Raw genomic sequence first — 21889 nt, forward strand, 5'->3', positions numbered from 1 at the left:
TTTCCCCTTCTGACTGGCTCGGTCGGGAGGAGCAGGCCCCGGGGTGGCGAGATGCTTGGTCGTGTGCCGCCGCCCCGGAGGCCAGCGCGGTTCAGCGGCGGTGGTGGTCGCGGAGCATGGAGCGCAGGACGACGGCGGCCACGGCAACGGAGATGGCCGTCACGGCGACGGCGGCCAGGAGCGCGGTGAGGACGACCCCGCCGACGACCAGGGCCACGACGGTCTTCTGATCGATGGAGACCGACGGGAGCGAGCGCCGTACGGGCGCCGGCTCGGTCGGGGTGTGGGTGTGCGCGGGCGGCGGGGTCGGGCTGTCGGGGTACTTCGGGAGGAACACGGTTCCCTCTCCTTATCTACTCGTCTAGGTGTGTGAGCCGTTTATGACGGTCACGCCGGAGCGCGTGCCGGACTCGATTGCGGGTGCCAGGAAGGTGCGGGAGAGCCAGAAGCCGAAGAGGGCGATCAGGACGACGATCCAGACGCGGACGCCGAGGAACCTGACTGCTCCCCAGGCGAAGAAGCCGAGGACGACGACAAGCGGCAGGCTGACGGTCACGGGGCGAGGGTCCTTTCAGCGCACGTGGCAACGGTGAGTGCGGGCGGCCAGCTCGGCGGCGGCGCGGCCGTCGTAGTCGGTGGAGAAGCCGCAGCGGGGGGCGGTGCAGGCTGCGGTGTGCTTCTCCTGGCCCCGGCCGTCGTAGTACGTGCCGACCCGGACGGGGCCGATGCGGACGACGTTGCGGAAGCGGCGATTGGCGCTCACGAGGTCTCCTTCAGAGGTGGGTGGCGATGGCTTCGGCCATGGGTTCGGGGACGCCGAGGCGGGCGCGGAGCGTTGGGGTGTCGATGAGTGTTCCGGTGCGGGTGTGGTGTTCGGCGGCGACCTTGCGGGCGTGGGTGACCAGGGCGGCCGGAACGGGCAAGGCGGGACGCTCGGGCGGCTCGTGCTCGTCGGCGGGTTGGGGTGGGGCTTGTTCGGCGGCCGGGCATACAGGCGGCTCGGGACGGGCTTCTGGTGCCTCCGCGGAGTCGTGGACCTCGTTGTCCTTGTCGGGGTCGGCGGCCTGGTGGAGCGTTGTCGGTGCGGAGTGCGCGAGCAGCGTGCCGCCGAGGAAGGCGACCGCAGGCCAGCCCGCGACGAGGATGCGCAGCCAGGCCGGGACGTGGTTCAGGTCGAGGAGGCCGGCGGTGGCGACGTTGGCTCCGAGGGAGGCGGTGAGGGCGATGACGAACCAGCACCACCCGGCCGCTTTGGCTTCCCCGGACCGCAGTCGGCGCCAGGCGGCGACGAGCAGCAGGTCGACCGAGATCGGGTAGGCCCACGCCTTCCACCCGTCCTGTCCGGCCGCCGAGGCGATGTCGTGCAGGTGGGCGAAGGACAGCGCGGCGGCGATGACGGCTTGGATGAGCACCGCGTCAACGCGGGCCAGTTGGGCGCGCATGATGCGGCTCCTTCCGGGTTCAGGCATGCGAGGGGTAGGGACCTGGCGTGAGGCGGTCACGCCGACCGGGGATGGTGGAGGAGGTCAGCCGGTAGCCGGGCGGGGTTCGGCGACGGGGGCCGGAGACTCGACCGGCCGTATGGCCACCTCGGGCAGGAAGGGCTTGAGCCCAGGCACGTCCGGCACCACGTGTGCGGAGTCTCGGCAGGCCGCCGCCGCATCGCTGAGGGACAGGTACGGGGTCCGGATGCGTGACCAGCCGCCGGAGGTGTCACCAGCTACGGCCAGGCCGGGGCGTTCAGGTGCGATGGCGCAGGCAGCCGAGACGGCTTCGGGTGCGATGTCGCCGAGCGCCATCTTCGCGGAGGCTTCGTCGTTCACTCGGTGGCAGACGCGGCCGGTCAACTGGGCTCGCAACATGGTCGCGCCCTTGCCCAGCTCGGCGCCGAAGCGCTGTCCGCAGACCTCTAGGTAGATGCCGGCCGCGCGGCCGAGCTGGGCGAGGCGAATGAGCTGGGTGACCATCTCGTCCCGGCGTTCCTCGTCCTTCCTGGTGGCGACGAGGAACAGTTCAGCGACCTCGTCTACGAACAGCACCAGAGGGACGGGACGTTCGGACTCGGGCAGTCCCCAGATGTCGGAGGTAATCTCTTCGGCCGGGGTATCCGGGGCGATGCCTTGCCGGGCCTTGATCAGGTCGTAGCGGTCCTCCATTTCCTTCACGAGCACGGGCAGCAGCTCGGCTGCCTGCTCCGGTTCGGTCGCCAGCGCGGAGAGGCGGGACGCGAACGGCGCCAGCTCCACACCGCGCTTGCAGTCGATGCCGACGAGGGCGACCGGCTGAGGGGCGAGCCCGGCGATCAGGTGCCGCAGGTACATGGATTTACCTGACAGCGTCGCGCCGAGGGTGAGTTGGTGGGGTACGGCCCGGTAGTCGCGTACGAACGGCATGGCATCCTCCCGCAGCGCCACCGGCACCTGGAGGAACTCGGCGTCCACCTTGCGAGGCATACGCACCTGCCGCAGAACGTCGAAGCCGACCAGCCGCAGTTCGACCACACCAGGCTTGACCGTCGAGACGTACACGGCGTGAACGCCCCAGGCGTGCCGCAGTCGTTCCGCCGAGGCGGCGACGTCGGCCGGTTCCTGCCCCGGAGCGAGCCGCAGACGGAGCCGCAGCCCGGTCGAGGTGGGGCGGATGATGCCCCGACGCGGCGGTACGGGACGAACTTCACGGCGAGTGGTGGCCTTGACCGCCAGCATCCGCAGCCGGGACGGAGCCACGGTCAGGCCGCAGGCCTCCATGACCGAGCCGTACGAGCTGAGCAGCCGGGCCGTGGATATCGGCAGGCCGACTGTGGACCAGTACAGGCCGGGATGCTTGGCCCGGGCGTAGGCGGCCCCGCCGCCGAGTGCGGCGACAGGACCACCCACTTCCAGGAGCGTCGTCAGATCGGTCATCAGGCAGCGGCCCCGGAGGCGGCCGGGAACGCGGCCGGAGTTACGGCGGCGGCGCGGAAGGCGATGCCGTGCCGCTGCTGACCGTTGAAGACGCTCTCCCACGGGCGGGCCACCAGCCCCGGCAGCGAGACCGGAGCACCGAGCGTCAGCCCCTCGGAGACTCCACTCTCAGGAACGGTGACCTTGATCAACGAGGACTCGCCGTCCTCCAGGTAGACGACGCCCATGGTCATCAGGGCTTCACCGCTGGTCGCGTCCTTGGCGATCTCGCCCGTCTGCCGGTCGCGGACCTTGGGCTCGGGGGCCTCGGTCAGCAGGATCGTTGCGGCGGAGGTCTCTACACGGATGGTGCGCAAGACTTCTTCCCATCTACTCGTCTATACAAGATGCGGCGTTCGAACCCGATCTCCGGGAACGACGACCACCTTGCCACACAACTTGCCCACTCGTCTATACGAGTAAGCCTGTTGGGGTGTACGAGTTCGGGCAGGCAGCCCCGCGCACCACCGCCGATCAGGCGTTCACGTCGCCGGAAGCTGGTACGACAGCACGTACGCGTCCGCAGCCATGACTGTGTCGCAGACCTCCACGGCCCGCCCCTCCTGGTCGAACGCGGTGCGGATCAGGTGAATGACCGGCACACCGGAGGCCAGCCGCAGCGTCCGCACCTCATCAGGCGAGGGCATCCGGGCACGGATCTCTTCCTCGAAGTGGTCGAGGCGGTGCCCCAGCTCCTCAAGCCGGGCATAGATGCCACCGGGCCCGGGGTTCGGCTCAGCGATCGGTGTACCGCGCGCGATGTCGAGCGGCAGATACGAGGTGGCGAACTCCACCGGCCGCCCGTCCAGCAGATACCGGCGACGCCGGGCCAGCACCCGCCGCACGGACCCAAGCCGGGTGGAGACATCCTGACTGGCCTTCTCCTCCTTCACCTCCAGGCTGTCCACCTGCGGGTGACTGCCGGCAGCGTCGGCCTCCACGATGAACGCGGACTTCCCCTGCTCGCGATGACGCCGGGCGAACCGGTCTGAGGCGAGACGCCGTACAGGCGGGCGTGGTCGCACGAAGACGCCCTTGCCGTGCTCGGCGTGCACCAGGCCCTCGCCCTGGAGGACGGAGAAGGAGTTTCGAACCGTCATACGGGAAACCCCGTAATGCTCGACAAGCTCCGCTTCCGAAGGCAGCTTTTCGCCCTCCTTGAATCGCCCACGGTCGATGGCCTCGCGCAACTGGTCGGCGATCTGCCGAAAGACCGCACGATCGCTCGTGGGATCGAGGTCGCCGAGGAGGCCGGAGGAAAGAGAGGGCACGTGTACTCCTTTAGGTATCTAGACGAGTGGGCGAGCTTTGTTGCTACGGTGGAGAGCCTAGCCATCCGAGAGGGCAGAGGAACGTGAGCACCGAACGTCCGCACTCCGTGAGCGTCGCCGGAGTCATCGTCGACGACCAGGACCGCGCCCTCTTGATCAAGCGCCGCGACAACGGCCACTGGGAACCCCCGGGCGGCATCCTCGAACGCGAGGAGACCATCCCCGAGGCCCTTCAGCGTGAAGTTCTCGAAGAGACCGGCATCAAGATCGCGCTTCCCGCGACGCTGACCGGGATCTACAAGAACATGAAGGGCTTGATCGTCTCCATGGTCTTCCGCTGCGAGGCCGCCGACGGCACGCCCACCACCGGGGACGAGACCCGCGCACTGCGCTGGGCCACCCGCGAAGAGGTCATCGAACTCGCCGACGAGGCATACGCGATCCGCGTCCTGGACGCATTGGACGCTGTAGCCCCGCCGGCCATCCGCGCCCACGACGGCGTGAAACTCGTCTAGCCCGAACCCGCTGCACATGGCGGCCTACCAGCACGAAGGAACTTGTATGCACGAGTATACGAGCACCGCCCGGGTCTGGGGACTCACATGCCCAGGATTTCCGGAAGAGGTGAGCCGGGCCCGCCGCTGGACGCGGGACATCCTGCGCGGATCTCCCCTGGCCGACGACGCAGAACTGATCGTGAGCGAGCTGAGCGCGAACGCGATCCTCCACACGGCGAGCGGCGGGCTCGGCAGCTTCCACCTGGCCCTCGCGGTCTCCGCCAAGGTGGTCGCCCTGTCGGTCACCGACGAGGGAGGAACGGGCACCGCCCCCAAGGTCGAGCAGCCCAGCGAGGACGCGGTACACGGCCGCGGCTTGGGCATGGTCAGCGTCATCGCACACCGGGTCGTCGTCCACGGCAGCCACAGCGGCTACACCGTCACCGCCGAACTTTTCACGGACACCCAGCCGGGAGGACACCCGTGCTGATGGACAAGCCCCAGCGGGGCTTCTGGTGCGAGTGCTGGACCCAAGACGTCAACGACAAGACGGGGTCGCCGGCTCTCCGGGCATCCTTCGACGCCTACTCGGCACCGCAGGCTGACAGGTGGGTAGCGGTCGCCTTACGCACCATCTCACCAGCACTCGACCCGGACGCCTCCGACGAGGCCTGGGCCTGGCTCTATAACGGCCGCATCGACACACGACGAGCCCTCTTGCGCATGGAACCCTGCACGGTCTCTGTAACCCACGCCCGCACCTGCATCACATGGACGATCCGACCAGTGGTCTTCCTACCGTTGCTCCACCGCCAAGGTGCCGAACTCCCAGCCTGCGCGTACGACTTCAATCCCCGCGCCACAGACTGAGTTACAACTTTCTCTACTAGTTCAAGGCCCGCGCACCGCGCGGGCGCGCGCCGCCGGGTAGGGCCGCCGCCCTGTCTTCGCCAGCGGCGGCCCTACCCGGCGGCGCGCTGCGTGCAGCGAGCAAGGCGAAAAACGATCTCCCGCGTGCGAATCGGTCGCGCCAGGATGGCTCTATGGGGGAATCCATCGTGCGTACAGCGTTCCGTCTAACGTTTACCGACTATCGCCAAGACCCGACTGACAGCGATGTCCTTCGACGAGCAGTCACTGTCCGGGCCGACCGAATCACGTTCGATGACGGCCACCTGCACCTCTGGCTCGCCGGCACCCACGCCGGAGAGTTCCCGGTGGACATCATCGAGTCCATCTGCCCTCAGGACGAAGCCGGTAGGAGTCGGGAGTCGCTGGAAGAGCTGCGTGCTCGCTATCCGCAGATGGGCAATCCTTGGTCACCCGAAGACGATGCTCGGCTCCTTACGCTGTACCAGCAGGGGGAGCGTGACTTCAGCACTCTCGGGAAGCAGTTCGGCCGAAAGCCCAGCGCTATCCGATCGCGACTGGCCAAGCTCAGCCTAGAGCGTCTGGTCTGACGGGCCCGAGGACCAAACGTCTGTGGCTGGGGCGGCCGGCTCCACGGCTTTAGGCAGCCACTTTGGCGCGAGCCTCGAAGATCATGGCCCAAAATCGGGCACTACCGGGCAGGCTCACAAACCTGCCCGATCCGCGGGCGAGCGTAATGGGCCATGATCACTCGCGCCAAAGCAGCTCCAGCCCAAAGCCGCTCCACCGTCCGCTATGCCATTGCGTGCGCTCACGTGGGCATGAGCGCCTTCTCAAACTTGAGAATTGTTTCCGTGCGCATGCGTCGATTCAAACTACCTTCGGCCGCCTTTGGCGGCGGAAGATAACGCCGATTCTCCGGCAACTCCCGCTCTCTGCGGCCCACAAGGGTGAGGCCAGACATCTCTGCCGCGGCTACGCAGGCCTCGTCATTCCGCATAAAATTACCGCTCATTGAGCAATTGCCGATCACGGTAACAGCCTGACCACCTACACGAAGGCACCGCGCCTGCTCTTTGTACAGCACCAACAGATCGGCGAGATAGCGGTCAACCATCTTTTGCTGTCGCGGCTTGAGTTTATCAACTTCGCCAATAGCTCTTCTCATTCGGCTAACCTTGGGATCCTCACCCTCCAACACCAGGCCTCGCTCCGTGCCAATGGAAGTGCCCCGAGTCTCGCGAAGTTCGCCAATCCGATGCCCCATCCACACGAGAGCCATGCGGTGCCCGCGTAGATAGTCAATAGCGTTCAGATAAGGTGGCGAGGTGATAACAAAGTCCACAGAACCATCTGTCACTGCGAGTTTCCTCGCGTCACCCAGCTCAACGTCCACGGCCCCCCTCACGTTACGCGCGGAAAGGATCCGTCCAACTTTCGCCGCAGCCCGAGAAAACTCGGCGAATACGTCGAAATCGTTTGTGCTGCCAACCCTATGCGGACGACTATGGCTGACATCCCTCGCTAGTGAGGCGCCTCGATCTTTTGTAATAATCAGCCGGCTGAAAGTGACCCAGAGCGCATTCTTTATGGGCCCTTCCGCGAGTTTTTCGATAGCAGCAGCAAGCCTTCTCAGTGCTCCCCGCTGCGGTTCAGCGAACCAGAACTCTACGAATTTCCGTGTTTCTGCATCCTCGTCCAAGACTGGCAAAGCCGGCGCTTTAGTGAACGCCTTCGCAGCAACAACAAGGCGGTCAGCGGCTGCCGCATACTCAAGCGGATCGATCAGGGCAGTGTTAACGGAAGAGATTTTTACAGCCAGTGGATCAACATCGAATCCGATCCCTCTGCAACCGGCCTCAGAGGCAACCCTCAGTGTCGTGCCAGACCCCACCATAGGGTCCAGAACCACGCTGCCAGGCGGCAAAGTCCTGCACTCGTCGAGAGCAATCTCAGGCGCCATGCGAGCCGGGAACGGATGGACGGCATGTCCTCGAACACCAGTCACTTACTTACCCAACTCTCAGAGGATGCCCGTCAGATCACTTGTGAGCTCCGTAGGGATCTTCCCAAGTTGCGCAAGAATAGCATCCCTGAGCTTGTCAGGACGAGCACCCAAGAAGACATTGTCTCCTTGCACACGGACCATGTTGGGCGCAAGGATCGACATGCCGTGGAGTACGGCATATACGTCCTTTTTAGTCGGGAACTCCTTGTTTCCGCTCTGATCCCGGATCGTTTTGGCGATGACCGGTGTAGTGAGCATGTCCGGCTCATCGAAACCGATCTCATGCAGAGCAGAGAACAAGTCGGTGTAGCTGAGGTGTTGAAGGGAAATGACTTCTTGCGTCAGGCCCTCAACAAACTCATGCACCTCGTCTGGGTCATAGAGCGTGAATACGTCCTTCAGACGTTCCAGGTCCATAGGACCTTTAGTGGCATTAAGCACAACCAGAGTCCCTAGATCGCGCGCACGCATTGGTGTGACTTTATGCTGAGTGCACTCACGGGTCAAAGCCCCGCTCTCGAACTCGGGCCCTACAACCAGGGTGAAGTCAGCCGCGTGATCGTCGCGGTGTCGAACTAGCCCCGCTACTCCGACGTTTCCAGTCTTAACCTTCCTGTTTATCGATGACTTGGCGTCATAAGTGACAGCGTACGAGGCCCTCTTTGTGGCACCCTTCTTCGTGATCGGTGCTCGCGCCACACCCTCGGGATTGTTCGATCCACCTAGACGCTCGACGACAAACCCAAGACTTTCAAGAGCGTCCCCGAGGATTTGCTCCAAAGCCTTATCGTTCGAATGAACCGCGGCTTCCTCAAGGAGCTCAGCGATCTGAGCTCCGCTACGCCGGCGAAGCCTCGCGACCAGCCTATACAACTGGTCTCGATGCAGGTCGACTTGACCGAGCGTTGCTTCATCCACGCCCATTTGGATCATGTAAGCACGGCTGAGGAGTTCGACGACTGAACTATCTCGCAACAGTAGGCGCAGCTCGTGCGTGGAAGCGTACTCGCGAGCGAACGGATGATTCTCGTTGATGATGATGCGTCGCGTAGAAATATCGTAGACCACGAGGTGTGCATCACCGTCGAGGGATTCAAAAGTGACACCGCTGATAACATCAGCCGGCGTCTCAACCGTATCCCACGAGTCGACTTGCTCTTTGGTCGGTTCTTCTTCAGACCCGAGAACAAAACTGGGCAAGCTCTGACTCTGAAGCCCATCCTCGATGGCCCGCTGCAACGGTTCGAGCGGTACAGTTCCCCACGTCTCCGTCAGCACCTCTCCAGCGTCGGGCCAGGCAGCTTTTTTGGCCTTGTCGTGGGTTGTGCGGGCCAGGTTAAAGAGTTCCTTCAAGAACGCTTGCGCAATCTCCAGCTCACGACTTTCGAGAACGGCTTCGCGATTCACTGCAAGGCTCGCGTTAAGCCCGTCCACACGAACAGCGGCGCGGAACTTTGCCCATGCCGAGTGGTTAAGGTTACTCAGACCGAAATAAGGGTCTTCATAATTGACCACTCGCCCCATGATGTTGACGAAGAACCCGTTTGACGCGCCTTTGGCGTCACTCTTCTTCTTGGAGATGGACTCCTGATAGAGCGTTACCGTGCCGGTAACTTCTCCGAGTCCCTCGATCATCACGTGGGGATATGGAGTTGAGTGAGTCACGACGGGTATAACCTCGTCCTGCCCAGGCTCGTCACCCTTCAAGGTGATGTGCGTGATCTCCGCATTATCACCGATCACCCAGGCCTCAGAAACCGCGGTATCCAACTTAGATGACTTCAACGGTTCATCGTTGAATACGATGCTAACGTTCCCCCCAAGCGGGAGGCTCGTGCGCAGCATGCGCCGAATACGTCCCTGCTGCATCTCGCGACCCAACGGCTTGAGATCCGTTAGCAGTGCAAGAGTCCACGTTCCGGAGGGCTCAGGTTTAGGAGGTATGGAACCGCCGAATTCCTGGTACTCGTCCCAGACTTCGGCGTTGTTCAGTGCCTGCAGTGAACTACGAATTCTGTCTCCGCCGCCCAGGCTTTCGAGGAAGGTTTCGAGGTCTTCCTCGCTAAGGATACGCACGGGAAGCGGAAGAGGTTCGATGTGCAGTGCCGTTGGGTCGCCACCGATATGCCGATAATCCATGGTGACGGCGCGTATTACCCCGTCAGCAAACTTGCATATATACGTCAACTGATGAGCCAGGACGTAGGTTGCAAGCTTACCGATGCCGAATTTTCCAATCAGCGGCCTCTCGGATACCCGATGCGCTTTCGTGGAATGAGCCACCGACCAGAGCAGCTTGAACCCTTCAACGTCCATGGATTCGCCGTTATCCAGGACCCATACGATGGCGTCTTCGGCACTAAGGTCGGGGCTAAAGCCCACGTGAATGGAGGTCGCCTTCGCATCCCAACTGTTCGAGATCAGCTCTTCGAAGGTCTTGTTGGGCGACTTATACAACTGCTCGCTGAACAGTTGCAGAAACTGCGGGCCGATGGTCACACTGACTTCAGCGTCAGGCACCTCCGTGCCAAGTGCCCTTACGTCAATTACCGCAGCGTCGGTCGTCTGACTCCCCATACCCGCCCCCACTTCACAGCACGGCCTGCGTGACTGCTGACCGTCTCCCCCTCGTCACGGACTGCTGCGGATCTTACCAACGGCATGGCGCCCTGCCCAGGCCTGCGAGTTGGGTGCCGGCGCGTCAGGGACGTTACAACAAGGCTGTCGCCGCGATCTTATGACGAACAGTCACCTGGCAGGCTGGCTGCCTGCGAGGACTGGTCCAGCGCCCGCGGGACCCAAGCCCGTCCGGGGCCAGCCGGTGAGGCTCGGTCGCTCGATCAAGCGGCGGTGCGCGGCCGCTCCCGACAGCCTGAACGATGCAGACAGCAACTGCTGCCGCGTCACGATGCACAAAATCGCAGCCAACACCTGCCGGTCACGGTGCCAACGCCAGCCATCCCCTGAGGTCGGGTTACGCGGCAATCCTCAGAGGGGCTCCACCGTTACCTCGTTTAGTTCTGATAGCTGTCGCTCATACTCGGCAGCAACTTTGGGGGAGTTACACGCGGCGCGAAATGTCCGATTTTGGTCCCATTCGGTGAGGAGCCGGTTTCCCTTGCTGGCATTGCACTTGCGGCACGCGGGGACCAGGTTTGAAGGGTGCTCCCATCCACCATGGCTCGCCAGTGGACGAACGTGATCGACTTCAGTTGCCAACTCGCCGCAGTAGACGCACGACCCCTCGTTCCGGATCCGCTCATACTCTGCCGCTGAAAGCGGCCCAGCCACCTGAGCTGCCAGCTTTCGGGCGCGGTAGGCATTGCAGCTCGCCCGCGATAGAGCCGCACGCACGTCAGCTGGTAGTTGTCGCCACCAACAGGGACCGCACCGGGTGGTCCGGCCCCAGAAGAACTCCCCACAGTCGGGACACTCGCGGTCCGACTTGCGGCAGTCGTTACAGAGCCTGCGATCACCCCAAAAGACCGTATCGCAGTCCTGCGTGCCACATTCGCGCTCGATTGTCCGGCAGCCCAAACACAGGCGGGTGGTACCGCGATAGACGTTCTTGCAACCTTCGGTCGCGCACTCTCGATTGACAGAGCGGTGGTCCCAGCAGCGGGACTGAGTGCCACGATACGTTTGGGTGCATCCCTTCGCCACGCACTGCCGATCGGTCGTCAGGCATGAGCGGCAATGCAGAGCGTTGCCACGATAGACGCTCGTGCAATCATCTGTGAGGCACTCGCGCCATGTGGCCCTGCACCGACTGCAGAAGCGATTACCTGCCCGGAAACGGTGTTGGCACCCCTCCGCAGCGCACTCCCGTTCCGGATAGCGATGCTCTGAGCAGAAGCGGCTCCCCGCAGACCAGAAATCCTTGCCGCAGTCGGGGGCTGCGCACTCTTTCCACTTCGCCCGATGCCTAGTACAGAAGCGGTTGGTGGCCTTGTAACTCCGATCGCACGACGGCTCCGCACAGACTCGTTCTCTCGGCGCCATGCCCCTCCCTGGCCGTTCGGTCGCTCGGCTGGAGCGTAGCCGTGGGGTACGACAATGGCGTGGTCAGGCTTGCTCGTGGACTACCTGTGGACGGATCCTGCCCGACCGCAGGAGCACGAAGCGCCTACCAGCAGCTTCGTCAGACCATGAAGCGGCCTCCGGAGCCGTGTGCTCAGGTTCGAATCCTGCCGGGGGCACCTTGCATGAGGTGCCCAAAGACCCCGCCATCAGCGCTTTCGCTGGGACGGGGTCTTCGTGTGTGTGCAGGCGTATGCCACCCGGAGCGGCCGTATGTCGGGGGCTGCGGCTGAGGCGTGGACGGGATCTTGGAGCATCGCTGCAGGTGAGCGGCGCTTACAGTGGACGGACAGCTGATGCTCATCGCAGCGGTGCGTCTCGCGATCCAGTTCGCCGGCCGCGATGCCGTCACATGACAGTCGACTGTTTAGATCAGCTGCATGACTGACTGGTCCCGGCTCCGCCACGCCTACGGCACGGCGGAAGACGTCCCCGGCCTGCTCGATGGAGCGAGTGCGGACCCGCAGAGCTCCGACTGGGACGAACTGTGGTCCAGGCTGTGCCATCAGGGCACCGTCTACTCGGCGAGCTACGCAGCCTTGCCCGCTCTGACCCGGATGGCGCGGTAATGGTCGACCACGGACCGTCAGACGCCACTGTGTCTGGGCCGGCTCGATCATGGCCGGTATGGACCGACCCCATGACGCGATAGATCCCCGGGTGGCCTACGCCTCGGAGATATCAGAGCTGATCCGACTGACCGAGGAAGCCTCCAGGACTCCGCACTCCCTGACGCCCCGGCTACGTACATCGATGTGCTGGCCACGCTGTCGAGCCTTCAGGGGGTGGAGGTCTGGGGCGAGCAGCTCGACGGATTGAACGACGGGGAGTACGAGGTTTCCTGTCCAAAGTGCATTTCGGAGAACTTCATACTCCTAGGGAGAACGGCTTCTTTTCCACCACGGACAGCATGCACATGAAGCAGTCGAGCTCAAGAAAGGTACCGCTGCAGCTCCGGTCCCCCGAAACCTTGGACGCACTGTCCCGCACCCTTCGCTCGCGCGCACTCGCGGACGGCCACCCGGACATCGCCCACAAGTTGACCTACGTCTTCGGCCACGCACAGTGCGCCGAGTGCGACGCAGTCTTCAACGTGGTGGAAGCCATCACCACTCGATGGGGCTGATGAGATCGCACCCGTCCCCCAACGGACAGTCGCAGATACGTGACGAGGTCCACTCAGGACCAGGGGGGTGTTGGCGTGCCGTCCGGATCCAGCCCATGGGGCCATCGGTCTCTGAGATACCCGCTTAGAAAATCCCCGTCTTCACCCGCGTCGGTGGCGTGCCGGTACAGGGATTCGGCGTCATCGTGGTCCCCGGCTTCTTCCCGCATCCGTCCCAATTCGACCAAGGGGCTGGCGTAGCCCGCGTCGGCGGCCCGCAGGGCGAGGGCTCGCGCGTCGCCGAGTTCGCCGGACTCCCGCCGTAGCCGCGCCAGTTCAGCCAGGGCATACGCCTTACCGGCACTGGCGGCGTGCCAGTAGAGGGCTTCGGCAGTGACGTGGTCCTTGGCCTTTTCCCGCATCCGCGCCAGCCTGAGCAGAGGCCTGGCGTAGCCCGCGTCGGCGGCCCGCAGCGCTAGGGCCCTTGCGCTGTCATAGTCCCCGGACTCGCTCTGTATCGACACCAGATCGACCAAGATCTCATCCTCGCCTGCTGCGGCAGCCTCCCAGGCATAGGGCTCGGCTCTGTCAAGATCACCGGATTTCGCAAGCAGCCTCAGGAGGCTCGATACGATGGCACGCTCGGACGCATTCCGGGTAAAAGCTTCGCGTTCGTTCTGAATGCCATATTCCTCGCGAAGGGCCTGGGCGCTTGCGTAGTCCCCGGACATCTCCCGCATGGTTGCCAGATGGGCAAGGGCATAGGGGTCGCCAGCTTCGGTGGCTTGCCGGGCCAGTGTCTCGGCGCCGTCGTGGTCCCCAACCTTCTGTCGCATCAAAGCCAGGCTGGTCAAGCCACGGACGTCACCACTGGCGAAGGCCTGCCGGTATAACGCTTCGGCGCTGTCATCGTCTGCGGACAGCTCCCTTGACCACCCGAATTCGATCAGGGCACGAGCGTCGCCGATCCTGCCGGCCTGTAGAGCCAGCGCCTCGGCAGCGTTGTGATCACCGGAGTTCTCGCGTGTCCAAGCCAGGCTGATGAGTGCGTCTTTGCTGCCGGCGTCGGCAGCCCGATGGTAGAGATGATGGGCCCACTGCAAGCGATGTCGGGATTGGGCTGCATCAGCAATTCTGCAGAGAGCATCGGGGTCGGTGAGGTGGGTGTACGCAGCGTGCCAGAAAGAGGCTGGCGGGCACTGAGCCTGGCGGGTGTTGCGGCCGTGCTGTTCGAGATAATCGGCGAGTCGAAACATCGTCACCGCTTCCGGGACACGGACAGTGGATTGCCTCGGGCCAGCGGGAGGCCCAGGAGGCTGATGCTTCGGACGGTCGCCGGTGCGCCGCAGTGGCGCCTGCTTGCCATGCACAAGACGAGTGAGGTCAGCAAACACCGATTGCACCCAGTCCTCGGTGAGCTCATCAAAGTCCTGATCGCTGAGGTAGTCGACAGCTGCGTCAATGAGGAAAGCTTGCGGAAGATGCACTTTCGCCCCGAGGCGGCGTGCGTCCATCGCTGCATTCAGCACGGCCTTGGCCGCCGCGGTGGCGTTCGCGTAGCGGTGCAGCAATTCGGGGGCGCCGGCGAGGTCCTGCGTGACCCGCCCATCCGTGGCTCGGGTGAGGGCTTCGGCCAGCAGCCTGTCGCCGTCTTTGGCGAGGACGGCTGCCATGCTCAGCGCTTCGTGGTCGAAGGCTTCCGGGACGGTTAGGGTCCGCCCGGCGAGCAGTTCCCGGGTTCGGCTGTATGGATCTTCCTTGCCAGATGTTGGCGGGGTTGCGTACTCGTCGGCGAAGTTGGGCCAGAGGGTACCCAGAACCAATACTGGTCCGCGTCCGGGCTGGGTGAGCAGGACATGGATGGCGGCCGCGACTCGCTCACCCATGCGAGGGTGGCCGAGGTAGTGCTGTGCCTCGTTGAGCCATACCACTGTGTGGGGCATTACGTGTTCGAGACCGTCGAGTATGGCCTCGGCTCGTGTCGGGTCAAAGGGGTGCCACAACCGCCATCTCTCCTTCGCGAGTGGTTGGACGGCTTCCCAGCAAGACCTGGTTTTCCCGGTCGAGGACGACCCGACCAGGACCACCATCCGGCTTTGGCCCTGAGCGGCATCCTGCACTATGTCTGCCAGGACGCGGTCATGGGCTCGCAACACGTAGCCAGGCATTACTCGCTCCCGCATGCCACCCATCGCGTGTCCACGGAAGGCGGGGCCAGCGGGGTGGACCTCCAAGTCGTGAGGGTTCCACTCGCTGATCATCTTGCCCGGCCCCTGACCCTGTCCACGGACTGGGGCGCTGTCTCCGGCAGCGGTCCGCCGCAGGGCCAGCAGTTCCTTGTCCGGAAGGCGCAGTACGCGGGCCAAGGCTGCGACCGTCTCGGCCGAGGGTGGGATAGGAGCATCCGCTTGAAAGGCCAGTTGCACCGTCGTGCGGCTCAATCCTGCCTGGACAGCGAGCTGGGTCTTGGTCAGCCGTACGCGGGCCAGCCCGTCGGCCAGTCTCTTGCGTAGCGCGATGAGCGCCGCGGCACGGTCCATCTGCTCGTCCTGCACCTAACCAACCCCCGAGTTGGTGTGTTCGCCGGTGTTCATCATCGTCCGATCACACCCTGGCGAACCTCTCTTCCGCGACCTTCGAGCACGTCAGCACCTCACCGACTGCAAGGAGTTTGTGGTGCCCGCTCTCACCGTTGTCCTGTTCACCGCTGCACTGGTGATTGTCCTCGCGCTGCTGGCCGCTGCCGGGACGGGCAAACTCGCCCGCTTGGACGGTGCCACGTATCCGGCTGCTCTCATGCGAGCTGCCGCTGCGTTCACTGCGGTTCTCACTCTCGCGACTGCTCTGACAGGCGCTCTCGTCGGAGTCTTTTCCTGCGCTGATTAACGAGGGGCCGGAGCAATCGTCGGTGTTCGACGTTCCGGCTGACTCACACGCCTGGCACCTTGGCTCACGTGCGCGACAGACGAATTCGTTGACTGCCGGCCTCTGTTGTGCGTTCGGCAGCCCTCAGGCCTCGTTCTGTCTCATTGCGCACAACGCCCAGACGATGAATCCCGACACCGCGATCATCACGATCGACCAGACCGGGTAGTACGGCAGGGAGAGGAAGTTGGCGATGATGACCAGGGCGGCGATGCACACGCCGGCCACGCGGGCCCAGGTCGCCGCCACGAAGAGGCCGAAGCTGACGGTGAAGGCGAGCACGCCCAGGGCCAGGTGGATCCAGCCCCAGGCGGTCAGGTCGAGCGCGAAGGCGTAGTTCCGGGTCGTGGCGAAGACGTCGTCGTCTGCGATCTCCGCGATGCCGCGCAGGATGTCGACGACGCCGCCCAGTATGAGCATGACGGCCGCGAACACGGTCACGCCGGTGGCCCATTCGCGCAGGGACGTGCCGGAGCTTCCCGAGTGCGTGGCCGTCATGCCGCTACCTCGGGACAGGGCCGCCGGGTGAGGGGTGGCCGCCCGCCAGGACCAGTTCCTTCGCCCTGCGGAACTCCTCGTCCGTGATGTCGCCGCGGGCGCGGATCTCGGACAGCCGGGCGAGCTCGTCGACGCTGCCGGACCGGGTGCCGTCGCCCTTCGCGGTCTCCCGGACGTAGCTCTCGAACGCCTCCTGCTGGGCGCGTGCCTGGGCGGCTTCGCGGCGGCCCATGTTCTTGCCGCGGGCGATCACGTAGATGAACACCCCGAGGAACGGCAGGACGCAGACGAACACCAGCCAGCCTGCCTTGGCCCAGCCGCCCATGGAGTCGTCGCGGAAGATGTCGACGACGATCCGGAAGAGCAGGACGAACCACATGATCCACAGGAAGACCCAGAACACCGTCCAGAAGGCGCTCAGCAGCGGAAAGTCGTAGGCCAGGTACGTCTGTGCGGTCATGTCCGTCCTCCATCCCGGGTGCGGCCGGCACGGGTGGCCCCGGCCGGTGACGCGTGCCGTTCTCAGCGTGCCCACGGCAAGACGGGACGGGCTTCACCCGGGGAGGGTGAGGTTCGGATGAGTCCGATTCCCCACTTTCGCCCCATACGCACCATTGTTCTACGGTGGAGAGAACGACGCTGCTCACCCCCTCACCGATCATCGAGGTGACGGTCATGACGGAGACCACTCAGCGCAGTAGCACAGCGGGCAGGCAGGACGGGGCGACATCGCAGGGCGGCAGGGGTGCTCCCGGCACCCGCGGGAGCACCGCCATCGCGGACACGGTCGTCGCGAAGATCGCGGGCATGGCGGCCCGGGAGATCCCCGAGGTGCACAACCTCGGCGGAGGCATGACCAGGGCCTTCGGGGCGGTACGCCAGCGGGTGCCGGGCGGGGGCAGCGGAGTCACCCAGGGGGTGAAGGTCGAGGTGGGCGAGCGCCAGGCCGCCGTCGATCTCGATGTGGTCGTCGAATACGGCGCCGCCATCGCCGACACCGCCGCGGACGTCCGGACCAACGTCGTCAACGCGGTGGAGCGGATGACCGGCCTGGAGGTCGTGGAGGTCAACATCGCCGTCGACGACGTCCATCTGCCGGACGAGGAGGAGGACGAGTCCGAGCAGCAGGGAGGCAGGCGGGTTGCCTGACCGCCCGGTTCACCGCCTCAGTAGATCTCCGGGACCGCCCCCGGACCGATCGGCACACGGGCGTGCTCCCCGTGGCCGCAGTGGACGATACGGTCGCCGAGGCCGATGGCGTCGGCCTCGGCGACGAACGCGGACAGCGGCGAGCGCATCACCGTGTAGTCCCCGTAGTGCACGGGCAGCACGAGCCGGGGGTCGAGGCGACGGGCGAGTTCGGCGCCCTGCGCGCCGTCCATCGTGACCACGAAGCCGCCGGGAAGGCGGGTGCCTCCCAGGTGGAGGACGGCGAGGTCGGCGGCGGGGAAGCGGTCGGCGATCTCCTGAAGGCCGTCGTACACGAGCGTGTCGCCCGAGATGTAGAGCCGCATGCGGACCGGTCCCCCGGCGGGGCCGAACTCCAGCATGCTTCCCATGACCGGTGGCAGCAGTCCGCGCAGCATCGCGTTGCCGGCGTGACGGCCGGGCAGGGCGGTGACCGTGACCTGGACGCCGTCGCGCTGGAGGGTGAGCGCCTTCCAGGTGTGCAGCCCCGCCGTGCGGTGGAAGCCGTGCACGACCCTGAGGCGGCGGGCGGCGTGCGGTGTCGTCAGGATCGGCACGGTGTGGTCCAGGTGCCGGCGGGCCCGGCGGTCCCAGTGGTCGCCGTGCAGGTGCGACAGCACGACCGCGTCGAGGTGGGGCAGTTCGTGCACGTCGAGAGCCGGTTCCGTCAGGCGGCGGCTCAGCAGGCCGTAGCCGAGGTAGGCGTACTGCCCGCGGTGCAGGAAGTTCGGGTCGGTGAGCAGGGTCAGCGGGCCGTACGTCAGGAGCACCGTCGCGTTGCCGACGAAGTGGATGTCGAGCGCCTCGGCGGTGTGGTGATCCGGTGACTGCGGCATGCTTCCTCCGGTCTCTCCCCAGTACGGTCTCCCATCCGGTCTCCCATCCGGTCTCCCATCCGGTCTCCCATCCGGTCTCCCAGTGCAGTCCCCCGTCAGGCCGTGCGCTTGCGGGACGTCGACTTCTTCGCCGTCGTCTTCTTCGCGGTGCTCTTCGACGCCGCCTTCTTCGTCGTCCCCTGCCCCTGGCCCTGGGTCGACTTGGCCGTCGACTTCTTCGCCGCCGCCGTCGTCTTCTTCGCCGCCGTCTTCTTCGCGGTGGACGTCGACTTCTTGCCGCCGGTCTGCTTGGGGGCCGCGCGGGCCGTCTTGCGCTGCGGGAGCGACTTCACCTCGGCGTGCTCCGTCTCCTCGCCGCGGGATTCGCGGGCCGCGCGCACGCTGCTCTCCAGGGCCGCCATGAGGTCCAGGACCTTGCCACCGGTGGCCGGTTCCGGGGCCTGGGGCGGGGCCTCGCCGGCGGCCTTCGCGGCGATGACCTCCTCCACGGCCTCCCGGTACTCGTCGTGCAGGCCCTCCAGGTCGACCTCGCCCAGGGTGTCCATCAGCGCGTCCGCCAGGTCCAGTTCCTGGTCGCGGACGGTGACGTGGGAGTCGGGGGCCAGGCCCTCGGGCGCTCGGACCTCGTCCGGCCACAGCAGGCCGTGCATGGCGATGGCCTCGCCGACGACCCTGAGCATGCCCAGGCGCTCCCGTCCCCGCAGGGCGAACTTCGTGATGGCCACCTTGTTGCTGCGCTTCAGCGCCTCGCGCAGCAGGGTGTACGGCTTCGCGGCCGGCGCGCCGCCGGCCTGGAGGTAGTACGCGGCGTCCATCTGCAGCGGGTCGATCCGGTCGGCGGGGACGAAGGCGACGATCTCGATCGTCTTGGCCGTCGGGATCGGCAGGCTCGACAGGTCCTCCTCGGTGATCGGGATGATCGTGCCGTCCGCGTCCTCGTAGCCCTTGCCGATCTCGCCCTGGGTGACCTCGCGGTCCTCCAGTTCGCAGAATTTGCGGTACCGGATGCGGCCGCCGTCCTCGGTGTGGATCTGGCGGAAGGAGATCGAGTGGCTCTCGGTGGCGTTCACCAGCTTGATCGGAATGCTGACCAGGCCGAACGAGATGGCGCCGTTCCAGATGGATCTCACGTGCAGCACCCTTCCGGTCACGCTCGGGAGTGTTCGTCATGGTTTGCGTGGGATTCTTATCGTATGGCGCCTATCACGCAGGTGGAGGGGCGACGGCTCGCTCTCAGCAATCTGGAGAAGGTGCTGTATCCCGCCACCGGCTTCACCAAGGGCGAGGTGCTGCACTACTACGCGACCGTCGCCGAGGTCCTGCTGCCCCACCTGCGGGACAGGGCGGTGTCCTTCCTGCGGTATCCGGACGGGCCGGACGGGCAGGTGTTCTTCACGAAGAACGTGCCGCCGGGTACGCCCGACTGGGTCACCACCGCCGAGGTGCCCCGGGTGGAGGGGCCGTCACGGATGGTGCTGGTGCAGGATCTGCCGAGCCTGATGTGGTCGGCCAACCTCGTGACCGAGTTCCACACCCATCAGTGGCTCGTCGACACGCCCGACGAGGCGGACCGGATCGTGTTCGACCTCGATCCGGGGGCACCGGCGAGCATCGTCCAGTGCTGCGAGGTCGCGCTGTGGCTGCGGGAACGGCTCGCGCAGGACGGCTTCGAGGCCTACGCCAAGACCTCCGGCTCCAAGGGGCTGCATCTGCTCGCCGCCGTGCGCGGGGCGTCTTCCGAGCGGGTGTCGGAGTACGCCAAAGCGCTCGCCGTCGAGGCCGAGAAGGCCATGCCGCGGCTCGCGCTCCACCGGATGACGAGGAGTCTGCGCCCGGGGAAGGTCTTCGTCGACTGGAGCCAGAACGCCGCCCGCAAGACCACGGCCACCCCCTACACCCTCCGGGCCCGCCCGGAACCGGCCGTCTCGGCGCCGGTGACCTGGGAGGAGGTCGAGGAGTGCCGCAAGCCGGCCCGGCTGGACTTCCACGCGGTGGACATCGCCCCGAGGGTCCAGGACTACGGCGACCTGCTGGCTCCCTTGCTGGACGCGACCGAGGCCGGGACCCTGCCGTAGCGGCACAGCGGTACAGCGGCCGGCTGTACCGCTGCGCCGCTCCGGAGCGGCGCGCTGCGCCCCCTACCGAGCGGCGCGCTCCCTCACACCCGCACCCACGTGTTCCGGTCGCGGGCCATCGCGTGCAGGGCCTCCACATCCGCCGGTTTCAGGACGCCGCCCCGTTGCGACAGGCCGCCCACCTCCGCCGCCGTGAGGACGTGCACCCCGCGCGGGGCGGCCGGGATCGTCACCGCCGCCGGGTCCACCAGGACGAGTACCGGGCGGACCTCCGCCGTCAGGGCGTAGGAGGCGCGGTCGGCGTCGGTGCGCAGGCGGTGCAGGAGGGGGTGGGGGTCGCTGCGGCCCAGGGTGATCAGGGGGTCGGCGATCCGGACACGCTGCTTGCGCGCCTGGAGGGTGTGGACGGCGTAGAGGCCGCCGGGGCCGATCAGCAGGTGGTGGATGCGGTCGCCGCCCGGGAGCGGCACGGAGTGCAGGGTGTGCCAGCCAGCGCCGTCGAGACGGTCCAGGGCGTCACCGACCGTCTGCTCGGCCGCCAGGGCCCTGCGGCGCGGGTCGGGGCGCAGCCGGTGCGTGGGGCCGGGGTCGCGGTCGAGGGCGACGACGAGGGCCTCGCCGGGGCGGTTGGGGGCCAGGTCGTCGTCGGGGTGGAGGGCGAGGCGGGCCAGCTCGGCGGGGGTCGGCACCGGCGGCGGCCCCACCGTCACGGGGCCGGTGATGAAGGGCCCGAGGACCTTCAGGACGTCGTCCTCGCGGTCCTCCGCGAGCAGGTTCACCCGGGCGGCCTCACGGTCGTACCAGGCGATGTTCCTGCCGTCCGGGAGGCAGACGTAGAGCCGCTCCCGGCCGTGCCGCCAGGTCGGTATGACGCGCAGTCCGTTCATGCACCATCACCCCATTCCATGGGAACAGGCGGGGTGCTGCGGGGGCAAGAACCCGGTTACCTTGGGAAGGAGTTGAGCCTGCCCGCGGGACCCTCGGGCGGTCATGGTGGGGAGGCGCCGTTGCGTACCCGCAGTAAACCCGACGTGCCCGCTCCGGAGAGTCCGTGGAACGAGGTCGTTCCCGGGCTCTGGATGGGCGGTCACGAGTACACGGGGACCTTGGGGCACCTGGAGTTCGCCGTCGTACGGGACGAGTTCGATCTCGTGCAGACGCTGCTGCGGCTGCCGGGCCACGGTCCCGATCCGGGCGTCCGGCACCATGTGTGGCCCATCCCCGACGGGCCACTGGACGGGACGCAGCTCGCCGGGGTGATCCGGCTGGCCGAGGCCGCGTGCGAGGCGATGGACGAGGGCCGCAGGGTCCTGGTCCGCTGCTACCACGGGTACAACCGCTCCGGTCTCGTCGTCGCTCACGCCCTGATGCGCCAGGGCAGGTCCGCGGAGGCGGCGATCCGGCTGATCCGGGCCCGCCGCTCGCCCTGGGCACTGCACAACGACCTGTTCGTCGAGTACCTGCGGGCCGGGCTGGCCACGGCCCGGTTGCTGGAGGAGCTCGCCGAGTAGCACGACGCCCCGTACCGCCGAGGCCACACGGCCACCCTCCCGCGCAAATGGGACTTCCCCGCGAATAAGGTGTACGCGGCCGA

General features: G+C 66.0%; 25 protein-coding genes. 9 read left to right on the forward strand and 16 right to left on the reverse strand.

What is annotated here, in order from left to right; translation table 11 throughout:
- Positions 1 to 91: 91 nt before the first annotated feature.
- From ADK65_RS14925 to ADK65_RS14955, 7 genes are all read right to left on the reverse strand, one after another.
- The gene (locus ADK65_RS14925; protein ID WP_053670607.1) at positions 92 to 337 is read right to left on the reverse strand and encodes a hypothetical protein; all 246 of its coding nucleotides are present in this window, start codon (positions 335 to 337) and stop codon (positions 92 to 94) included.
- Positions 338 to 361: 24 nt separating this feature from the next.
- On the reverse strand, positions 362 to 556 hold the full coding sequence (locus tag ADK65_RS14930) for a hypothetical protein (protein WP_053670608.1): 195 nt from the start codon (positions 554 to 556) through the stop codon (positions 362 to 364).
- A gap of 15 nt (positions 557 to 571) precedes the next feature.
- A complete protein-coding gene (locus ADK65_RS14935; protein WP_053670609.1) occupies positions 572 to 763 on the reverse strand; it encodes a mobile element transfer protein in 192 nt (63 codons plus the stop codon).
- 10 nt (positions 764 to 773) lie between these two features.
- Complete coding sequence (locus ADK65_RS14940) at positions 774 to 1442, reverse strand: DUF2637 domain-containing protein (RefSeq protein WP_053670610.1); 669 nt, start codon at positions 1440 to 1442, stop codon at positions 774 to 776.
- Between the two features lie 84 nt (positions 1443 to 1526).
- Positions 1527 to 2903 (reverse strand): FtsK/SpoIIIE domain-containing protein, encoded by a 1377-nt coding sequence (locus ADK65_RS14945; RefSeq protein WP_053670611.1) that lies wholly within the window; start codon positions 2901 to 2903, stop codon positions 1527 to 1529.
- Positions 2903 to 3259 carry a hypothetical protein gene (locus ADK65_RS14950; protein WP_053670612.1) on the reverse strand — a complete coding sequence of 119 codons (357 nt, stop codon included), beginning with the start codon at positions 3257 to 3259 and terminating at the stop codon, positions 2903 to 2905. The genes ADK65_RS14945 and ADK65_RS14950 overlap by 1 nt, the downstream gene beginning before the upstream one ends.
- A gap of 165 nt (positions 3260 to 3424) precedes the next feature.
- Entirely contained in the window at positions 3425 to 4144 is a 720-nt protein-coding gene (locus tag ADK65_RS14955) for a GntR family transcriptional regulator (RefSeq protein WP_233580483.1), read from the reverse strand.
- On the opposite strand from ADK65_RS14955, the gene ADK65_RS39270 reads away from it, so the two are divergent.
- The 5 genes from ADK65_RS39270 (at position 4058) to ADK65_RS14975 (ending at position 6170) form a co-directional block, all read left to right on the forward strand.
- Positions 4058 to 4300 carry a hypothetical protein gene (locus tag ADK65_RS39270; protein WP_234352885.1) on the forward strand — a complete coding sequence of 81 codons (243 nt, stop codon included), beginning with the start codon at positions 4058 to 4060 and terminating at the stop codon, positions 4298 to 4300. The genes ADK65_RS14955 and ADK65_RS39270 overlap by 87 nt on opposite strands.
- 20 nt (positions 4301 to 4320) lie before the next feature.
- Positions 4321 to 4728, forward strand: a complete 408-nt coding sequence (locus ADK65_RS14960) for an NUDIX hydrolase (RefSeq protein WP_053670655.1) — start codon at positions 4321 to 4323, stop codon at positions 4726 to 4728.
- Between the two features lie 46 nt (positions 4729 to 4774).
- Positions 4775 to 5200: an ATP-binding protein gene (locus ADK65_RS14965; protein WP_053670613.1), complete on the forward strand. Its 426-nt coding sequence runs from the start codon at positions 4775 to 4777 to the stop codon at positions 5198 to 5200.
- Positions 5200 to 5580, forward strand: coding sequence for a hypothetical protein (locus tag ADK65_RS39275; protein WP_053670656.1), 381 nt, complete (start codon positions 5200 to 5202; stop codon positions 5578 to 5580). Before ADK65_RS14965 ends, ADK65_RS39275 begins: the two co-directional genes overlap by 1 nt.
- Before the next feature lie 173 nt (positions 5581 to 5753).
- A complete protein-coding gene (locus ADK65_RS14975) occupies positions 5754 to 6170 on the forward strand; it encodes a hypothetical protein (protein WP_053670614.1) in 417 nt (138 codons plus the stop codon).
- A gap of 221 nt (positions 6171 to 6391) precedes the next feature.
- Here the strand turns inward: ADK65_RS14975 and ADK65_RS37140 are convergent, their stop codons facing one another.
- The 3 genes from ADK65_RS37140 to ADK65_RS39925 all read right to left on the reverse strand — a co-directional run bounded on the left by ADK65_RS37140 (position 6392) and on the right by ADK65_RS39925 (position 11590).
- Entirely contained in the window at positions 6392 to 7543 is a 1152-nt protein-coding gene (locus ADK65_RS37140) for a DNA methyltransferase (protein WP_078955978.1), read from the reverse strand.
- Positions 7544 to 7603: 60 nt separating this feature from the next.
- Positions 7604 to 10087: an ATP-binding protein gene (locus tag ADK65_RS37145; RefSeq protein ID WP_159038787.1), complete on the reverse strand. Its 2484-nt coding sequence runs from the start codon at positions 10085 to 10087 to the stop codon at positions 7604 to 7606.
- A 489-nt stretch (positions 10088 to 10576) separates the two neighbouring features.
- A complete protein-coding gene (locus ADK65_RS39925) occupies positions 10577 to 11590 on the reverse strand; it encodes an HNH endonuclease (RefSeq protein WP_078955980.1) in 1014 nt (337 codons plus the stop codon).
- Positions 11591 to 12048: 458 nt separating this feature from the next.
- Here ADK65_RS39925 and ADK65_RS38840 point away from each other — a divergent pair, with 458 nt between their 5' ends.
- Entirely contained in the window at positions 12049 to 12237 is a 189-nt protein-coding gene (locus ADK65_RS38840) for a hypothetical protein (protein ID WP_053670616.1), read from the forward strand.
- A 610-nt stretch (positions 12238 to 12847) separates the two neighbouring features.
- Here ADK65_RS38840 and ADK65_RS14995 read toward each other — a convergent pair.
- From ADK65_RS14995 to ADK65_RS15010, 3 genes are all read right to left on the reverse strand, one after another.
- A complete protein-coding gene (locus tag ADK65_RS14995) occupies positions 12848 to 15328 on the reverse strand; it encodes a helix-turn-helix domain-containing protein (RefSeq protein WP_107092294.1) in 2481 nt (826 codons plus the stop codon).
- A gap of 454 nt (positions 15329 to 15782) precedes the next feature.
- Complete coding sequence (locus ADK65_RS15005) at positions 15783 to 16196, reverse strand: DUF7144 family membrane protein (RefSeq protein WP_053670619.1); 414 nt, start codon at positions 16194 to 16196, stop codon at positions 15783 to 15785.
- Positions 16197 to 16200: 4 nt separating this feature from the next.
- A complete protein-coding gene (locus ADK65_RS15010) occupies positions 16201 to 16656 on the reverse strand; it encodes an SHOCT domain-containing protein (RefSeq protein ID WP_053670620.1) in 456 nt (151 codons plus the stop codon).
- A 215-nt stretch (positions 16657 to 16871) separates the two neighbouring features.
- On the opposite strand from ADK65_RS15010, the gene ADK65_RS15015 reads away from it, so the two are divergent.
- A complete protein-coding gene (locus ADK65_RS15015; RefSeq protein WP_053670621.1) occupies positions 16872 to 17345 on the forward strand; it encodes an Asp23/Gls24 family envelope stress response protein in 474 nt (157 codons plus the stop codon).
- A 17-nt stretch (positions 17346 to 17362) separates the two neighbouring features.
- On the opposite strand, the gene ADK65_RS15020 is transcribed toward ADK65_RS15015, so the two are convergent.
- Together ADK65_RS15020 and ADK65_RS15025 are read right to left on the reverse strand one after the other, a co-directional pair.
- Positions 17363 to 18220, reverse strand: a complete 858-nt coding sequence (locus ADK65_RS15020; RefSeq protein WP_053670622.1) for an MBL fold metallo-hydrolase — start codon at positions 18218 to 18220, stop codon at positions 17363 to 17365.
- Between the two features lie 95 nt (positions 18221 to 18315).
- Positions 18316 to 19359, reverse strand: a complete 1044-nt coding sequence (locus ADK65_RS15025; RefSeq protein WP_053670623.1) for a Ku protein — start codon at positions 19357 to 19359, stop codon at positions 18316 to 18318.
- 54 nt (positions 19360 to 19413) lie between these two features.
- Between ADK65_RS15025 and ligD the strand changes: the two genes are divergently transcribed.
- The gene (gene ligD / locus ADK65_RS15030) at positions 19414 to 20295 is read left to right on the forward strand and encodes a non-homologous end-joining DNA ligase (RefSeq protein ID WP_053670624.1); all 882 of its coding nucleotides are present in this window, start codon (positions 19414 to 19416) and stop codon (positions 20293 to 20295) included.
- Between the two features lie 83 nt (positions 20296 to 20378).
- Here the strand turns inward: ligD and ADK65_RS15035 are convergent, their stop codons facing one another.
- Positions 20379 to 21182: a nuclease-related domain-containing protein gene (locus ADK65_RS15035; RefSeq protein ID WP_053670625.1), complete on the reverse strand. Its 804-nt coding sequence runs from the start codon at positions 21180 to 21182 to the stop codon at positions 20379 to 20381.
- A 120-nt stretch (positions 21183 to 21302) separates the two neighbouring features.
- On the opposite strand from ADK65_RS15035, the gene ADK65_RS15040 reads away from it, so the two are divergent.
- Positions 21303 to 21806: a protein-tyrosine phosphatase family protein gene (locus tag ADK65_RS15040; protein WP_053670626.1), complete on the forward strand. Its 504-nt coding sequence runs from the start codon at positions 21303 to 21305 to the stop codon at positions 21804 to 21806.
- Positions 21807 to 21889: the final 83 nt, after the last annotated feature.

The organism is Streptomyces sp. NRRL B-1140, assembly GCF_001280065.1.
Classification (GTDB): Bacteria; Actinomycetota; Actinomycetes; order Streptomycetales; family Streptomycetaceae; genus Streptomyces.

Coding starts and splice junctions, on each gene's coding strand:
- ADK65_RS39275 (WP_053670656.1), top strand. CDS start 5,200: ATGGACAAGCCCCAGCGGGGCTTCTGGTGCGAGTGCTGGACCCAAGAC.
- ADK65_RS15020 (WP_053670622.1), bottom strand. CDS start 18,220: ATGCCGCAGTCACCGGATCACCACACCGCCGAGGCGCTCGACATCCAC.
- ADK65_RS15005 (WP_053670619.1), bottom strand. CDS start 16,196: ATGACGGCCACGCACTCGGGAAGCTCCGGCACGTCCCTGCGCGAATGG.
- ADK65_RS14940 (WP_053670610.1), bottom strand. CDS start 1,442: ATGCGCGCCCAACTGGCCCGCGTTGACGCGGTGCTCATCCAAGCCGTC.
- ADK65_RS15010 (WP_053670620.1), bottom strand. CDS start 16,656: ATGACCGCACAGACGTACCTGGCCTACGACTTTCCGCTGCTGAGCGCC.
- ADK65_RS15015 (WP_053670621.1), top strand. CDS start 16,872: ATGACGGAGACCACTCAGCGCAGTAGCACAGCGGGCAGGCAGGACGGG.
- ADK65_RS14975 (WP_053670614.1), top strand. CDS start 5,754: ATGGGGGAATCCATCGTGCGTACAGCGTTCCGTCTAACGTTTACCGAC.
- ADK65_RS39270 (WP_234352885.1), top strand. CDS start 4,058: ATGCTCGACAAGCTCCGCTTCCGAAGGCAGCTTTTCGCCCTCCTTGAA.
- ADK65_RS15035 (WP_053670625.1), bottom strand. CDS start 21,182: ATGAACGGACTGCGCGTCATACCGACCTGGCGGCACGGCCGGGAGCGG.
- ADK65_RS14965 (WP_053670613.1), top strand. CDS start 4,775: ATGCACGAGTATACGAGCACCGCCCGGGTCTGGGGACTCACATGCCCA.
- ADK65_RS14945 (WP_053670611.1), bottom strand. CDS start 2,903: ATGACCGATCTGACGACGCTCCTGGAAGTGGGTGGTCCTGTCGCCGCA.
- ADK65_RS38840 (WP_053670616.1), top strand. CDS start 12,049: ATGACTGACTGGTCCCGGCTCCGCCACGCCTACGGCACGGCGGAAGAC.
- ADK65_RS39925 (WP_078955980.1), bottom strand. CDS start 11,590: ATGGCGCCGAGAGAACGAGTCTGTGCGGAGCCGTCGTGCGATCGGAGT.
- ADK65_RS37140 (WP_078955978.1), bottom strand. CDS start 7,543: ATGGCGCCTGAGATTGCTCTCGACGAGTGCAGGACTTTGCCGCCTGGC.
- ligD (WP_053670624.1), top strand. CDS start 19,414: ATGGCGCCTATCACGCAGGTGGAGGGGCGACGGCTCGCTCTCAGCAAT.